15 protein-coding genes and 3 tRNA genes are annotated in these 14,191 nt (G+C 56.1%); 8 read left to right on the forward strand and 10 right to left on the reverse strand.

The features are described 5' to 3' along the window. Positions 1-11 precede the first annotated feature (11 nt). Positions 12-716 (forward strand): L-ribulose-5-phosphate 4-epimerase, encoded by a 705-nt coding sequence (locus JYE50_RS12840; protein ID WP_084096485.1) that lies wholly within the window; start codon positions 12-14, stop codon positions 714-716. A 349-nt stretch (positions 717-1,065) separates the two neighbouring features. After that, positions 1,066-1,344 carry a zinc-ribbon domain containing protein gene (locus JYE50_RS12845; RefSeq protein ID WP_084096486.1) on the forward strand — a complete coding sequence of 93 codons (279 nt, stop codon included), beginning with the start codon at positions 1,066-1,068 and terminating at the stop codon, positions 1,342-1,344. A 75-nt stretch (positions 1,345-1,419) separates the two neighbouring features. Here JYE50_RS12845 and JYE50_RS12850 read toward each other — a convergent pair whose 3' ends face one another. From JYE50_RS12850 to ruvC, 9 genes are all read right to left on the reverse strand, one after another. Next, positions 1,420-2,595, reverse strand: coding sequence for a DEAD/DEAH box helicase (locus JYE50_RS12850; RefSeq protein WP_084096487.1), 1,176 nt, complete (start codon positions 2,593-2,595; stop codon positions 1,420-1,422). A 74-nt stretch (positions 2,596-2,669) separates the two neighbouring features. Beyond that, complete coding sequence (locus tag JYE50_RS12855) at positions 2,670-2,909, reverse strand: TIGR03905 family TSCPD domain-containing protein (RefSeq protein ID WP_084096488.1); 240 nt, start codon at positions 2,907-2,909, stop codon at positions 2,670-2,672. Positions 2,910-2,976: 67 nt separating this feature from the next. Next, on the reverse strand, positions 2,977-4,191 hold the full coding sequence (gene tuf / locus JYE50_RS12860; RefSeq protein WP_304588086.1) for an elongation factor Tu: 1,215 nt from the start codon (positions 4,189-4,191) through the stop codon (positions 2,977-2,979). Between the two features lie 76 nt (positions 4,192-4,267). Next, positions 4,268-4,341 (reverse strand) — tRNA-Gly (locus JYE50_RS12865). A gap of 66 nt (positions 4,342-4,407) precedes the next feature. Beyond that, complete coding sequence (locus tag JYE50_RS12870) at positions 4,408-5,337, reverse strand: AraC family transcriptional regulator (RefSeq protein WP_084096006.1); 930 nt, start codon at positions 5,335-5,337, stop codon at positions 4,408-4,410. Between the two features lie 20 nt (positions 5,338-5,357). Continuing rightward, positions 5,358-6,386: a tRNA preQ1(34) S-adenosylmethionine ribosyltransferase-isomerase QueA gene (gene queA / locus JYE50_RS12875; protein ID WP_084096007.1), complete on the reverse strand. Its 1,029-nt coding sequence runs from the start codon at positions 6,384-6,386 to the stop codon at positions 5,358-5,360. A 5-nt stretch (positions 6,387-6,391) separates the two neighbouring features. After that, positions 6,392-7,420 (reverse strand): Holliday junction branch migration DNA helicase RuvB, encoded by a 1,029-nt coding sequence (gene ruvB, locus JYE50_RS12880; RefSeq protein WP_084096240.1) that lies wholly within the window; start codon positions 7,418-7,420, stop codon positions 6,392-6,394. A 56-nt stretch (positions 7,421-7,476) separates the two neighbouring features. Then, entirely contained in the window at positions 7,477-8,085 is a 609-nt protein-coding gene (gene ruvA / locus JYE50_RS12885) for a Holliday junction branch migration protein RuvA (protein WP_084096008.1), read from the reverse strand. An 88-nt stretch (positions 8,086-8,173) separates the two neighbouring features. Next, positions 8,174-8,668 carry a crossover junction endodeoxyribonuclease RuvC gene (gene ruvC / locus JYE50_RS12890; protein WP_084096009.1) on the reverse strand — a complete coding sequence of 165 codons (495 nt, stop codon included), beginning with the start codon at positions 8,666-8,668 and terminating at the stop codon, positions 8,174-8,176. Positions 8,669-8,850: 182 nt separating this feature from the next. Here ruvC and argH point away from each other — a divergent pair, with 182 nt between their 5' ends. Continuing rightward, positions 8,851-10,227 (forward strand): argininosuccinate lyase, encoded by a 1,377-nt coding sequence (gene argH, locus JYE50_RS12895; RefSeq protein ID WP_084096010.1) that lies wholly within the window; start codon positions 8,851-8,853, stop codon positions 10,225-10,227. Between the two features lie 32 nt (positions 10,228-10,259). On the opposite strand, the gene JYE50_RS12900 is transcribed toward argH, so the two are convergent. After that, positions 10,260-11,120 (reverse strand): HAD-IIB family hydrolase, encoded by an 861-nt coding sequence (locus JYE50_RS12900; RefSeq protein WP_084096011.1) that lies wholly within the window; start codon positions 11,118-11,120, stop codon positions 10,260-10,262. 84 nt (positions 11,121-11,204) lie between these two features. Between JYE50_RS12900 and JYE50_RS12905 the strand changes: the two genes are divergently transcribed. From JYE50_RS12905 to JYE50_RS12925, 5 genes are all read left to right on the forward strand, one after another. Then, positions 11,205-11,277: transfer RNA gene (locus tag JYE50_RS12905), tRNA-Thr, on the forward strand. 7 nt (positions 11,278-11,284) lie between these two features. Next, a tRNA-Pro gene (locus JYE50_RS12910) sits at positions 11,285-11,361 on the forward strand. 402 nt (positions 11,362-11,763) lie between these two features. Further along, positions 11,764-11,952: a hypothetical protein gene (locus tag JYE50_RS12915; RefSeq protein WP_084096012.1), complete on the forward strand. Its 189-nt coding sequence runs from the start codon at positions 11,764-11,766 to the stop codon at positions 11,950-11,952. Positions 11,953-12,230: 278 nt separating this feature from the next. Beyond that, on the forward strand, positions 12,231-13,514 hold the full coding sequence (locus JYE50_RS12920; RefSeq protein WP_084096013.1) for a serine hydrolase domain-containing protein: 1,284 nt from the start codon (positions 12,231-12,233) through the stop codon (positions 13,512-13,514). Positions 13,515-13,536: 22 nt separating this feature from the next. Beyond that, the gene (locus tag JYE50_RS12925; RefSeq protein ID WP_084096014.1) at positions 13,537-14,061 is read left to right on the forward strand and encodes a GNAT family N-acetyltransferase; all 525 of its coding nucleotides are present in this window, start codon (positions 13,537-13,539) and stop codon (positions 14,059-14,061) included. Positions 14,062-14,191 lie beyond the last annotated feature (130 nt).

The raw sequence follows: 14,191 nt of genomic DNA on the forward strand, positions 1-14,191 counted from the left end.
GGTGTGTTTTCATGCTGGAGGAACTGAAAAAGCAGGTTTATGAGGCCAACATGCTGCTGCCTGCCTATCATCTGGTAACCTTTACCTGGGGAAATGTTTCCGGGATCGACCGGGAAAAAGGACTGTTCGTCATCAAACCCAGCGGTGTACCCTATGATGAACTGAAGCTGGAAGACATGGTCGTCATTGACCTGGAAGGCAACAAAGTGGAAGGCGACCTGAATCCTTCCTCCGACACGCCGACCCACGCGGAACTGTACCGCCGCTTCAAGGATATCGGTGGTGTGGTGCACACCCATTCCCGCTGGGCGACCATCTGGGCCCAGAGCGGACGGGATATCCCTGCCTACGGCACGACCCACGCGGACTATATCTACGGCAACATTCCCTGCTGCCGGGACCTGACCAAAGAAGAGGTCGAAAGCGCCTATGAGCTGGAGACCGGGCGGGTGATCGCGTCCCATTTTGAAGACAACGGCCTGAACCCGAACTACGTGCCCTGCGTACTGGCAAGGCATCATGGTCCCTTTGCCTGGGGAAAGAACGCAATGGAAGCGGTGCATAACGCTGTTGTGCTGGAAGAGGTCGCCATGATGGCCTGGCACACGGAAGCGCTGCCTGAGACCCAGCCGCGTATGAACCTTCCTGAGTATGTGAAGGAGAAACATTTCATGCGGAAACACGGTCCGAACGCCTATTACGGCCAGAAAAAGTAATGTTTTTACCAGACAAAAGTACAATTCATGCACTTTGATTGTCTTTATTTGTCAAAAATGGAAAAAATTCTTGCGTTTTCGACATGGCAGTAATATAATGGCGCCGGTTGAGTCCTTCGGGTCTGTGGTTGCAAGCCGATGCCAGTCGCAGGCAAAGCGGTCCACGTAATCCGTCCAAAGTGACGGGGAGCATGGTGCGGTCTAGATGTAAGTCCGTCCGGGACACGATCCCGAGAGAAGCGAGTGAGGGCGTTCATACGCAGAGCAAACTTCCAGGCGGCGTGTGTGGGGTCAAAAACCAGGTCAGCCGGAGGAATCGCCTATCAATCTTTATGGGGGTTACCTGATCATGTACGAAGACAAAACGCTGGTATGCAAAGACTGTGGCGCTGAGTTCGTTTTCACTGCCGGTGAACAGGAATTCTATGCCGAAAAGGGATTCCAGAACGAGCCCACCCGCTGCAAGGCCTGCCGTCAGGCGCGTAAGGCCAGCCGTGCTGCCGGCGCTCCGCGTCAGATGTACGACGCTGTTTGCGCGGAATGCGGAAAGCCCACCCAGGTTCCTTTCGAGCCCAAGGAGGACCGCCCCGTATACTGCAGTGAGTGCTTTGCCGCCCGCCGCGGGTAAGAATCGAGCAAACAAAAAAAGTCCCCGGATAGCTGGATCCGGGGATTTTTCTTATATTCAATTACAGGGAAATACTCAGATATGGTCGAAGAAGGGGGTCCCTTCTTCATTGCACAGCACGCCATCCTCAAACTTCAGGGGAGTCGGCGCGGTGAGCATGTATTTCAGGATCTCATCCATGCGGACGCTCTCCCTGAAGGTGACCAGGGAGAAGCTGACGCCGTGCTTGTGGGCGCGGCCGGTACGGCCGATCCTGTGAAGATAGTATTCGTTTTCGTTGGGCAGGTCATAGTTGATGACCGCCTCCACATCATCCACGTCTATACCGCGGGCGGCCACGTCCGTGGAAACAAGGATCGGGAACTTGCCCCGCTTGAAATCGTTCATGACGGTGTTCCGCTTGGACTGGGGGATATCCCCGTGGAGGCACTGGGCGTTGTAGCCTTCCTTCACCAGGCGGCTGGTGAGCTTGTCGGTCATGAACTTGGTATTGCAGAAGATCATGATCCGCTGGTAGACATCGGCGTCCAGCAGGTAGAGCAGGTGATCCGTCTTCTGGTCCTGCTCGGTGGCGATGACATACTGGGTGATCTGGGGCCGGTCAGCCTTTGTGGCTTCGATGGTGATCTCCACCGGATCGTGCTGGTATTTCCAGGCAATGGTCAGCACATCCTGGTTGGTGGTGGCGGAGAAAAGTACCAGCTGCCGGTCGGAAGGGGTGGCTTCGATGATCTTTGTCACATCTTTGACAAAGCCCATGTTCAGCATTTCATCCGCTTCATCCAGCACCATGGTGTGAACAGCGTCCAGGCGGATGTTGCCCCGCTGCATATGGTCAAGCAGGCGTCCAGGCGTCGCGATGACGATCTGCGGCTTGCGCTTGAGCGCGGTGATCTGACGGGAGATGGACTGTCCGCCGTAGATAACGGCAATCCGTACACCGTCAATAAACTTTGCCAGCTTGGTCAGCTCCTCACCGATCTGCAGCGCCAGTTCCCGGGTGGGGGCAAGAACGATCTCCTGCACCCGGCTGTCTTTGAGCTGGACGTATTCCAGCATGGGAATGCCGAACGCGCAGGTTTTGCCGGTGCCTGTCGGGGCAATGGCGTTGATGTCCTGGCCTTCCATCATCAGGGGAATCGTCTTCGCCTGGACGGTGGAGGGCTCTTTAAAGCCCATGGCCTGGACAGCGCGGAGGATCTCTGAGGAAAGATCCATGCTTTCAAAACTGATTGTTGTATTATTATCCATAAAACCTATAGTCCGTAGTCGAATGGGATGAGTGAATTAGTGAATAGTTTAGAGTTAAATCATATCACGACTGATCAGTCGTGATATGATTTGATCGCTTTGGCGAGCTGGTCAGGGCAGGAGGTACCGCCGCGGCACTGAATGCCTTCGAGCTGAGCGGCGACTTCTTCGGCAGGACGGCCGACAACAAGCTTGGCCACACCCTGGGTGTTGCCCTTGCAGCCGTTGTTGATCCGGCAGAAAGTGATGATGCCGTCCTGAATCTCCAGGTCGATGGAGGTGGAACAGGTTCCGCTGCACTTATAGTTGAACATAATAACCTCCTCTAAACAGCAGAAAGGAACGCTCCCGCTATGGGAGCGTTCCGTTTAAGCGTTGAAATTACTCAATGACCTTGGCCACAACGCCGGAACCAACGGTACGGCCGCCTTCGCGGATAGCGAAGCGCAGTCCCTGCTCCATAGCGATGGGGGTGATCAGGGTGATTTCCATGTCGATGTTATCGCCGGGCATCACCATTTCCACGCCGTCGGGCAGCTTGATGTTGCCGGTAACGTCAGTCGTCCGGAAGTAGAACTGGGGACGATAGCCGTTGAAGAAGGGAGTATGACGTCCGCCTTCTTCCTTGGTCAGCACGTACACCTGGCCGATGCAGTGGGTGTGGGGATGGATGCTGCCGGGCTTCGCCAGAACCTGGCCGCGCTCGACTTCGTTCCTCTGGATACCACGCAGCAGCGCGCCGATGTTGTCGCCGGCTTCAGCCTGGTCCAGCAGCTTGTGGAACATTTCAACACCGGTAACAACGGTGTTACGGGGCTTCTCCATCAGGCCGACGATTTCAACAGCGTCAGACACCTTAACGGTACCACGCTCAACACGGCCGGTGGCCACGGTGCCGCGGCCGGAAATGGAGAACACGTCTTCAACGGGCATCAGGAAGGGCTGGTCGGTAGCACGTTCCGGTTCCGGAATGTAGCTGTCAACAGCGTCCATCAGTTCCCAGATGCACTTGCACTCGGGAGCGTTGTCAACGTCGGTGCCGCCGTTCTGCAGGTACTCAAGAACCTTCAGAGCAGAACCCTTGATGATCGGGATGTCGTCGCCGGGGAAGTCGTAGCTGCTCAGCAGCTCACGGATTTCCATTTCAACCAGCTCCAGCAGCTCTTCGTCATCCATCATGTCGGTCTTGTTCATGAACACGACGATGTAGGGCACGCCAACCTGACGGGCGAGCAGGATGTGCTCACGGGTCTGGGGCATCGGGCCGTCGGGAGCAGACACAACCAGGATAGCGCCGTCCATCTGGGCAGCACCGGTGATCATGTTCTTAACATAGTCAGCGTGGCCGGGGCAGTCCACGTGAGCGTAGTGACGCTTCGCGGTCTCGTACTCAACGTGCGCGGTGTTGATGGTGATTCCACGCGCTTTTTCTTCCGGAGCCTTGTCGATTTCGTCATAGCGCATAGCCTGCGCTTCACCCTTCATAGCCAGCGTCATGGTGATCGCGGCGGTCAGGGTGGTCTTGCCATGGTCAACGTGACCGATGGTGCCGATGTTTACATGGGGCTTTGTCCGTTCATAATGTCCCTTAGCCATTTGAAGTTTCCTCCTTAAGTTATCTCGTCGCTCAAAAGCGAGCCAATTAATTGCTTCCGAGCCATTGATGCGGTATTGGAGCGGGCGATGGGAATCGAACCCACGTGACCAGCTTGGGAAGCTGGAGCTCTGCCATTGAGCTACGCCCGCACGCTCCGCATCAAGCCCTTGAAGACTTGCGAACAAACTGTATTTTATCCGCTTTTCCCTTGCGTGTCAACCCTTTGAGGCGTGAATCGGAAGCGCCTGAGCGGAAATCCGGGTAAAGGGTGCACGCCCCTGAGCTTTCATCACAGAACGGAATTGTCCGGGGGTCATTCCGGTCATCCGGCGGAAGTCTTTGACCATGTGACTGCTGTCTGTATAGCCGGTCCGGCTGCTGATCTCAGACAGGTCCAGATCGGAATAGACGAGGTACTGTTCCACAGTCTCAGTCCGGATATGTTCAATGAACTGCTTGCAGCTGAGCCCGAAGAACTCATGGAAGCGCTTGGCGAACCAGGGATAGCTGAGGGAACAGCGTCTGGCCAGGTCTTCCACGCGGAGCGGCTCGGAGATGTGCTGTTCAATATAGGCGGGAATATCCAGGATGGGATCCCGTTCCTCCGGCGGGTTCTGCATCAGGGATCCGAAGTTGGTCAGCCAGAAGCGGGCCAGGCCGGTGATCAGCAGGTAGATGAGGGCGCGGGTCTGCAGATCCCAGGCAAATCCTTGCTGCTCACTTTCATAGATACACTCCTTGACTATGTTGTCCAGGTGCCAGAACTGAACGTCCTCAGCCTTCATATGAACCTGGAGATGGTGGTGGGAAGCGTCCATGGAGAAGGAACGCAGGTCAGACAGGTAGGAAGGAATCTCCCGCAGGCGCGTGGCGCTGAATTTGACGATGTCATAAACAACCGGCTTGCCGTCGGCGGATTCAACCGAATGACGGATCAGCGGAGCGATATAGAGCAGTTCTCCCGGGTTCAGCACATAGGGATGAGTTCCCCGCATCACCCGGCAGGTTCCGCTGCGCACCAGCATGACTTCTGTATAATAATGACTGTGCGGCGCAACAGGGAAAAGGGCGCCGTCGGCGGCAGAGTCAATATGAAGGCACTCAAAGGCCTGGCAGAAAGATGAATCCGGTCTCTGTTCGCTCAATGGGCTGAACCTCCTTGCTTTTATTCTATGAACATAGCGTCGCCGAAGGAGAAGAAACGGTATCTTTCCTGAACGGCTTCGCGGTAAACGCGCAGGGCTTCGTCCCGGCCTGTCAGCGCGCTGACAAGCATGAGCAGGGTGCTCTGCGGCAGGTGGAAATTCGTGATCAGGGCGTCCACCGCTTTGATCTTTACACCGGGATAGATGAAGATAGCAGTATCCCGCGCGCCGGCGTGGACAATGCCGTCTTCCGTGGCCATGGTTTCCAGTGTCCGGACGGAGGTGGTGCCGACGCAGACGATGCGGCCGCCGTCCCGGCGGATGCGGTTCAGCGTTTCGGCTGCCTCTTCGGTCACCTGGCAGAACTCACTGTGCATCACATGCTCTTCCGCGTTTTCCACCTTGACCGGGCGGAAGGTGCCGAGCCCCACATGCAGCAGGACCGGGACAACGGTGATGCCTTTGGCTTTGATCCGCTCCAGCAGCTCCGGGGTGAAATGGAGGCCGGCGGTGGGAGCGGCGGCGGAACCTTCCTGCTTCGCGTATACGGTCTGGTAACGGTTCGCGTCGGCGAGCTTTTCGTGGATATAGGGCGGCAGGGGCATTTCGCCCAGCCGGTCCAGCACTTCTTCAAAGACACCGTCGCAATGGAAACGGACGATCCGTCCGCCGATCTCCTCCACGTTATCCAGCACCTCACAGCGGAGCAGCCCGTCCCCGAAGGAACAGACGGTTCCGGGGCGGAGCCTGCGGCCGGGACGGACAAGCGCCTCCCAGTCCGTGGCGCTGCGGCGGCGGAGCAGCAGTACCTCTACCGGCACGCCGGTATCCTCCTTGACGCCAAGCAGGCGGGCGGGGATTACCTTGGTCTCGTTGATGACCAGGGCATCGCCGGGGTTGAGGTAGTCGATGATATCGTAGAAGTGCTTATGTTCGATCTGCCCGCCGTTCCGGTGGTAAACCAGCAGGCGGCTGTGGTCCCGGGGTTCCACGGGGGTCTGGGCGATCAGCTCTTCGGGAAGGTCATAGTTGAAGTCGGAAGTTTTCATGGGGTTCAGATCTCCATCCTGATTTGGGCCTCTGCTGTGGCAGGCATGTTCTTTTTCAGGTGATTCCAGGCGGCGGGAGTGCAGACCCGGCCGCGGGGAGTGCGCATCAGGAAGCCCAGCTGCATCAGGTAGGGCTCGTATACGTCTTCGATGGTAACGGCGTCTTCGCCGGTGGTGGCGGCCAGCGTGTCCAGGCCAACCGGGCCGCCGGCAAACTTATCCATCATGCAGGTGAGGATATTCCGGTCCACCTTGTCCAGGCCGAGCTCATCCACGTCCAGCAGGGCGAGGGCTTCCCGGGCAATATCCCGGCTGATATGACCGCCGGCTTTGACCTCGGCATAGTCCCGTACCCGTTTGAGCATGCGGTTGGCGATACGGGGCGTACCGCGGCTGCGGCGCGCGATCTCCAGCAGGCCGTCCGTATCCGCGTTCACACCGAGGATCCCGGCACTGCGTTCCACGATCTGGCGGAGTTCTTCCGGGGTGTACATCTCCAGCCGGAACAGCATTCCGAACCGGTCCCGCAGGGGAGCGGACAGCTGGCCCGCGCGGGTCGTGGCACCGACCAGGGTGAACCTGGGCAGGTCCACCCGGATGCTCCGGGCGGTGGGGCCTTTGCCGATCATGATATCAATGGCGAAGTCTTCCATGGCGGGATAGAGCACCTCTTCCACCTGGCGGGAGAGGCGGTGGATCTCGTCGATAAACAGCACGTCCCCGGCGTTCAGGTTGCTGAGGATGGAGGCAAGGTCTCCGGGCCGCTCAATGGCGGGGCCGCTGGTCACGCGGATGTTCTGTCCCATTTCCGCGGCGACAATGCAGGCCAGGGTGGTCTTGCCCAGACCGGGCGGGCCGTAAAGCAGCATATGGTCCAGCGCGTCATGGCGGGAAAGGGCGGCCTTGATATAGATATCCAGGCTGCTCTTTACGGCCTGCTGGCCCACATAGTCCCTGAGCGTATGGGGACGGAGGGTCTGCTCCACCGAGCTGTCCTCCGCCATATAGGACCCGGTCATTAATCTGTCATCCATCATAGACTGTTACTCCTGTAATCATTCATAAACCATGCAGGGATACGGATGCTTCCTCAAAATCCTGCCATGGTGCGCAGGGCAAGGCGAATCAGTTCTTCCGGTTTGTCTGTCTGGTCCTTGATCTGGGAGATGGCGTTCCGCGCTTCCGTGGAGGAGTATCCCAGGGCGATCAGCGCCTCGATGGCTTCTGTAACGGCATCGGAGCTGAGGGAGGAAACGGCGGCGCCCTGCGACGGAGCGGCTGCAGCGGAGACATCCGCCTGGCTGATCTTGTCCTTCAGCTCCAGCGCGATCCGCTGGGCGGTTTTCTTGCCGATGCCGGGGGCACGGGACAGGGCGTTCACATCCCCAAGGAGGATCGCAAGGTTCAGGTCCCGCAGGGGCATGGCACCGAGGACACCCAGGGCGGTTTTCGGGCCGATCCCTGAAACGGCAGTCAGCTGAAGGAACATTTCCTTCTCTTCTTTTGTGGCGAAGCCGAAAAGCTCCATCGCATCCTCCCGGACGGAGAGGTAGGTGTAGCAGCGCATCTTCTCTCCCACGGGCGGAGCAGCCTGCAGGGTGTTGTTGGAACAGTTCAGCTGCCAGCCGACACCGGAAGCCAGAAGGACGAGACTGCCGTTCAGCTTTTCACAGACCTCGCCTTCGATAAACGCGTACATATCATTTCCTCCTTACCCTTTGCGATCGTCGTTAACCATCCTTGCTGCGCTGCGCTTGCAACGATGGACTCCTGCAGCAGAGGAGCTGTTACTTCATGAGGAACTGGGATTTGGCCACACCGGCCTGGCAGTGGGTAATGGCGCAGGCGATGGCATCGGCGGCGTCATCCGGCTTCGGGATCTCATCCAGTTTCAGCAGGAGCTTGACCATCTGCTGGATCTGCTTTTTATCCGCCTTGCCGTATCCGGTGATGGCCTGTTTGATCTGCATGGGGGTATATTCGTAAAGATTCTGGGTATATTCAGCGGCCGCGATGATCGCAGCGCCGCGGGCGGCCCCGACCATCAGGGCGGTGGTTACGTTCCGGGCGAAAAACAGCTCTTCAAAGGCCACGTCATCCGGATGATAGATGTTGAGCAGATCCCGGATGCCGAGCTGCAGCGTGCGGAGACGGTTCTGCATGGGGACGCCGGCTTTGGTTTCGATACAGCCGTAGTTGATCAGCTTCATGCGGCTGCCCTCAGATTCCACTACGCCCCAGCCCATCAGGGCGTAGCCCGGATCGATGCCCAGAACGATCAAAAAACCGCCTCTTTCCTATATAAATACAAAACCATGGTAAACGCTGCCACCCGGAATGTCAAGGCGAACAAACAACAATTGTAAAAAACGATCCTGCTGGTTTTTCCCTGCGTTTCTATTGCGAAAACGGTGGTTTTGTGTACAATGTTGGTGTTATGTGAGAGTGTAAGGAGGCTTGTCGTATGAAGCTTTGGGGAGGACGGTTCGAAAAAGCAACCGACGGACTGGTGGATGATTTCCATTCCAGCATCTCTTTTGACAAGCGGCTTTTTGAACAGGATATTACCGGCTCCATCGCCCACGCGACCATGCTGGGTGAGGAAGGGATCATCCCCGCGGAGGACGCGGCGAAGATCGTGGAGGGCCTGAAGGGCATCCTGGAGGACGCGCGGGCCGGAAAGATCGAATGGATGGTGGACGCAGAGGATATTCATATGAACGTGGAAACCCTGCTGACGCAGCGCATCGGTGACGCCGGAAAGCGCCTGCATACCGGCCGGAGCCGGAATGACCAGGTGGCGCTGGATACGCGGATGTATGCCAAGGCTGCCTGCCGGGAAACGGAAGCGATGCTGGAGGAACTGCTGGGTGCGCTGCTGGATATCGCGCAGGACAACCTGCATACGATCATGCCGGGCTATACCCATATGCAGAAAGCCCAGCCCATTACCCTGGCCCATCATATGATGGCCTATGTACAGATGTTCCTGCGGGACCGGAACCGCTTCAGCAACGCATACAAGGCGGCGGACGTGATGGTACTGGGTTCCGGCGCGCTGGCCGGCACCACCTATCCCCTGAACCGGGAACGGGTAGCGGATCTGCTCGGGTTCTCCAGGATCTCCGACAACAGCCTGGACGGCGTAGCCGACCGGGATTATATGCTGGATTACCTTTCCGCGGCTTCCATCTGCATGATGCACCTGAGCCGCTTCTGCGAGGAACTGATCCTCTGGAACACCAATGAGTTCCGCTTTGTGGAAATGGACGATGCTTTTGCCACCGGTTCCAGCATCATGCCCCAGAAGAAGAATCCGGACGTGGCGGAGCTGATCCGCGGCAAGACCGGCCGGGTATACGGCCACCTGATGGGCCTGCTGACCGTGATGAAGGGCCTGCCGCTGGCCTACAACAAGGATATGCAGGAGGACAAGGAAGCCTTCTTTGATACCCGGGACACCCTGGTGAAGGGCCTGACCGTGTTCACCGCGATGCTGAAAACTGTGACCTTCCGCAAGGACGTGATGGAGCGGGGTGCTTCCGGCGGCTTCACCAACGCCACGGACTGCGCAGACTACCTGGTGAAGAAGGGCGTTGCCTTCCGGGATGCCCACAAGGTGGTTGGCGAGCTGGTGGCACACTGCCTGAATGAAAACAAAGCCCTGCTGGATCTGACGCTGGAGGAGCTGAAACAGTTCCATCCCGCTTTCGAACAGGACGTGTTTGACGACCTGAGCATGATTTCCTGCGTGGAGAAGCGGAAGATCCCCGGCGCTCCCGCTCCGGAAATGGTACAGCGTGCGATTGACGCCGCCAAGGCAGCACTGAAAAAAGATTAAGCATCAATCAAAAAACTGATTCCGGAAAGGAATCAGTTTTTTACAAGCATCATAATGGCTTCGGTACAGCCGCCGTGGTCCTGATCGGATACGATCCGGTCCGCGGCGGTTTTGACATAATCCGGTGCGTTGCCCATGGCAATCCCGAGCCCGGCTGCGCGGAGCATGGGAATATCGTTGTCCGCGTCGCCGACGGCGATACAGGCTTCCAGGGGAATATCCAGCAGGCCGCACAGGCGCTCCAGTCCGGAGCCCTTGCTGACGCCGCGGGCGGAGCATTCCAGGGAGGATATTTCGGAGTAGACCAGTTCCAGATCCGGTGTTTCCAGCTGAGCCCGGGTACGGATCCGTTCAGCTACTTCCGCATGATACAGATTGATTTTCAGGTAAGGCTCCTTGCAGGATTCCGCGAAGGCATAGATATCCGGCACAAGCGTCATGGCCTTTTCGTACATGGGACGGTAGACGCCCATGTTGTAGTGTTCCAGCTGTTCCATATGCGAAGCCTGGATCACATCCCGGTCCGCCAGCACCAGCTGGGGCATGATGTCCTTTGTGCGGGAAACGGAAAGGATCCGCTCTGTCTGTGCGGCGGGGATGGGCTGCAGGCCGAAGGCTTTCTTTTCCCGGGTATCGTACAGGCCTGCGCCGCTGCAGAAGATCGCATACCGTACTTCCGGAAGCAGGGCAATCTGTTCAGCCAGTTCCGGCACAGCCCGTCCGGTATCAAAGACCACGGTCTTTCCGGCAGCACAGACTTCCCTGATGGCCCGGACAGCGTCCTCCGGAAGTTCTTTCCGGCTGTTGAGCAGTGTTCCGTCCAGATCCAGGGCGATCAGCTGGTAGTTCATGCGGGGCGTTCCTTTCATCGTTGTGCCGGAGCAGTTTACCATACCCGTTCCTGCTTGTCCACAGGCGAAGAAAAATAGTGCTGGACAAACGTAAATCCCTTTGATATAATAGCCGTTGCTGATCGTGCCGATGTGGCTCAGTTGGTAGAGCAGCCGATTCGTAATCAGCAGGTCAGGGGTTCGAGTCCCCTCATCGGCTCACGTATCGAGGTGTAGCGCAGTTTGGTAGCGCGTTTGGTTCGGGACCAAAAGGCCGCGGGTTCGAATCCCGCCACTTCGACCACAGAAAACGGACACCCTTAACGGGTGTCCATTTTTTGTGTTCTCGTGGCTGCGGGATTCGATAACCCGCGGCCGCCGCGGCAAAGGAGGGAAGCGGTGCCCCAGTGGGGCATTTGCCGAAGGCAAAAGCGCCCCGAGTTTGTTAGCGCGAAACGAGCGGCGAGCGCGCTCCAAGCGCGAGCAGCGACGATTGAGCGAACGGTATCGAATCCCGCCACGAGACACTGTCCAAGGGAGCAGTGCGACGATTGAGATTGCGGCGCGGAGCGGAATCCCGTCACTTCGACACGCCGAAGGCGTTTGCTCGCAAGCGAAGTGATTGCATATGTGTTTTTTCGCTGCAATGATTGAAAACATGAAAACGGAATGGTAAAATGAACAAAAACCCGAAGGAGGGGAAAACATGAAAAAGGTTTATGCGTTCCTGTTGGCTATGATCCTTCTTTTCTCGGCTCTGGCATCCGTGGCATGTGCCGGACCCGGCAAGGAATCGCCCAAGCCCGTTGCCTGTCTGGGAATAGACGGCGCAGGCGCCGGCAGCGGCAACTGCCCCCCTGTCTGGCTGCATAATCCCGCCCGGCTAAAAAAATGATGATCAAAAACAAAAAAATCGGGCCGTCCGAAAGGATGGTCCGATTTTTGCTGTTTTGGTGCTTTGTTCTGAAATCAGAGTCAGTGCATGACAGGGGTGAAAAGCCTTCTAACACATACCACCAGTATGGCCAATCACCCCAATAACTATAACAACAATCTCTTGTCCGTCCCATTCTTCTATCATATAATACTATAGTTAAGATTCTTGTCGCCGAGGATATTGAAATAGTCGAAATTGTCAAGGAGATCAATGCAAATATAAAAATGGAGTAAACAATGACAGAGGAACACGAAGTTCAGCAGCGCCTGGCTGCATTCATAGGGCAGGAGACAGAATACTGGGATTTTTGGGGCGCTATTCGTATCATAAAGAACGGAAAGATCCTATGGGAGACCAGCAGAGGATACTCCTGTGCTGAGTTCGGCGTGAAGAACACCATGTCCACTCGCTTTACCATCGCATCGGTCACAAAGCAGTTTACTGCCTTTGCGGTGATGCTTCTGTATGACGGGGGCCTTATATCCCTGGACGCGGATGCGAATACATATCTTCCGGAAGACATGCAGATTCCTTCCGGGATTACTGTTCATGATCTTCTTGCCCATACCTCAGGACTGTATAACTTTTACAACTTCGAAGATGATTTCTATATTGGGGAGGACAGGCTGCCTTATGACCGGAAAGCATTCCTCAACAAATGGATTCTGAAGCAGCCGATGAGCGCCCCGGGCGAATCGTTCAATTACAACAATTCGAACTATAACCTGCTGGCCTGGATCATTGAATATGTATCCAAACAGTCCTACGCAGGATTCCTGCATGAAAACATATTCCTTCCGCTGGGAATGACCAGCACCGTGTTTGACGACGGCCTGGCTGTTCACGAAAACAAGGCAGCCAATTATATGCATGATTACGGGAAGACGGTTCGTGTGCCGTATGTCAATAACCTGTTTCTGACGGGAGCCGGGGCATTGGTCTCGAACTGTGACGATCTGCAGAAGTGGTATGAGTGCCTGAAAGAGGGAAAGCTGCTGTCCGCAAAGGCGTATAAACGGTTTTTTGCAGAGAACATGAATCACTACTGTTACGGACTGAACCGGTATGACCGAAACGGCATAACGATGTATTCCCACGGAGGAGACGCTAACGGGATTGCCGCGTATACGCAGTATTTCTTTGAGGATGATCTCTGCATCATCATTCTGTCCAACAATGAATCGCTGAACCAGTACCGGCTTGGGGAAGGCATCGCCGATATCCTGTATGGGAAAGAACCGCAGCATGCGGTGAAGCCGGACGAGATACCGGTCTCGGAGGAAGACCTCCGGAAGTTCACAGGTACATATCTTCCCGGCAAAATCCACATTGAAGTGAAGAACGGAAAACTGTATCTGGTGCGCGTCAACCAGAACATCCATATTGAACTGTATTGCATCGGCCCCAATACATTTATCCGCAGGCATGAGGAGCAGGGCTACACGCACAATCTGCTGCCGGAAGGTGCAGAAAAACCAACTGTATGGGGATATGAACTGATCAGTAAAGAATATATGTAAACCGGCATTTGAGGAGGGAATCATGCTTCAGCTGATCAAACGATGTCCTGAATACGCGGAGGGATACAAATCATACTGCCAGGAAGCCTATGATCACAACATTGTATTCTTCAGGCCTTCAAATCCGAAGTACCTGGTGGATGACTGGTTTGAGCGTACAAAAGAATGGTATGATCAAAAGGAAAAGGGGCTTGTGGAAGGCCAGCCCGTCAGTTTTCATTACTGGGCGGTGGATGACGGCAGATTTATCGGAGAGTTCCAGCTGAGGACAGAGTTTCCCCCGAAGGTGATGCAGGATATTGGAAGCGTCGGCTACGCGGTCAGGGTATCGGAATGGAACAAGGGATACGGAACGCAGATCCTGCGCCGGGGCCTGGAAATTGCAAAAGAGCATGGCATGGAAAAGGTGCTGCTGACGATCAACGAAAAGAATGCGGCGTCCATTCATGTCTGCGAAAAGCTGGGTGGAAAGCTTTGGGATACCATTGAGAGGGATAACGAAGCAGAAGGCCATCATCTTGTCAGGCGATACTGGATCATGCTGTAAGCAGTAATAAAGGACATGACGAACAGGGAACGGAGGAAAAGACAATGATACATACCAGGTGGGGGATATCGTTAGCCGCAGATGTTTCTGCTCCGCGCAAGGTCTGATAAAGGACGAAACCTGCACGGAG

Origin of the sequence: Aristaeella lactis (genome assembly GCF_018118585.1) — a bacterium.
In the GTDB taxonomy this organism is placed as follows: domain Bacteria; phylum Bacillota; class Clostridia; order Christensenellales; family Aristaeellaceae; genus Aristaeella; species Aristaeella lactis.

Bases quoted from the DNA above. Each gene is read 5' to 3' on its own strand.
- JYE50_RS12840 (WP_084096485.1), top strand. From the start codon at position 12: ATGCTGGAGGAACTGAAAAAGCAGGTTTATGAGGCCAACATGCTGCTG.
- JYE50_RS12845 (WP_084096486.1), top strand. From the start codon at position 1,066: ATGTACGAAGACAAAACGCTGGTATGCAAAGACTGTGGCGCTGAGTTC.
- JYE50_RS12850 (WP_084096487.1), bottom strand. From the start codon at position 2,595: ATGGATAATAATACAACAATCAGTTTTGAAAGCATGGATCTTTCCTCA.
- JYE50_RS12855 (WP_084096488.1), bottom strand. From the start codon at position 2,909: ATGTTCAACTATAAGTGCAGCGGAACCTGTTCCACCTCCATCGACCTG.
- tuf (WP_304588086.1), bottom strand. From the start codon at position 4,191: ATGGCTAAGGGACATTATGAACGGACAAAGCCCCATGTAAACATCGGC.
- queA (WP_084096007.1), bottom strand. From the start codon at position 6,386: ATGAAAACTTCCGACTTCAACTATGACCTTCCCGAAGAGCTGATCGCC.
- ruvB (WP_084096240.1), bottom strand. From the start codon at position 7,420: ATGGATGACAGATTAATGACCGGGTCCTATATGGCGGAGGACAGCTCG.
- ruvA (WP_084096008.1), bottom strand. From the start codon at position 8,085: ATGTACGCGTTTATCGAAGGCGAGGTCTGTGAAAAGCTGAACGGCAGT.
- argH (WP_084096010.1), top strand. From the start codon at position 8,851: ATGAAGCTTTGGGGAGGACGGTTCGAAAAAGCAACCGACGGACTGGTG.
- JYE50_RS12900 (WP_084096011.1), bottom strand. From the start codon at position 11,120: ATGGTAAACTGCTCCGGCACAACGATGAAAGGAACGCCCCGCATGAAC.
- JYE50_RS12915 (WP_084096012.1), top strand. From the start codon at position 11,764: ATGAAAAAGGTTTATGCGTTCCTGTTGGCTATGATCCTTCTTTTCTCG.
- JYE50_RS12920 (WP_084096013.1), top strand. From the start codon at position 12,231: ATGACAGAGGAACACGAAGTTCAGCAGCGCCTGGCTGCATTCATAGGG.
- JYE50_RS12925 (WP_084096014.1), top strand. From the start codon at position 13,537: ATGCTTCAGCTGATCAAACGATGTCCTGAATACGCGGAGGGATACAAA.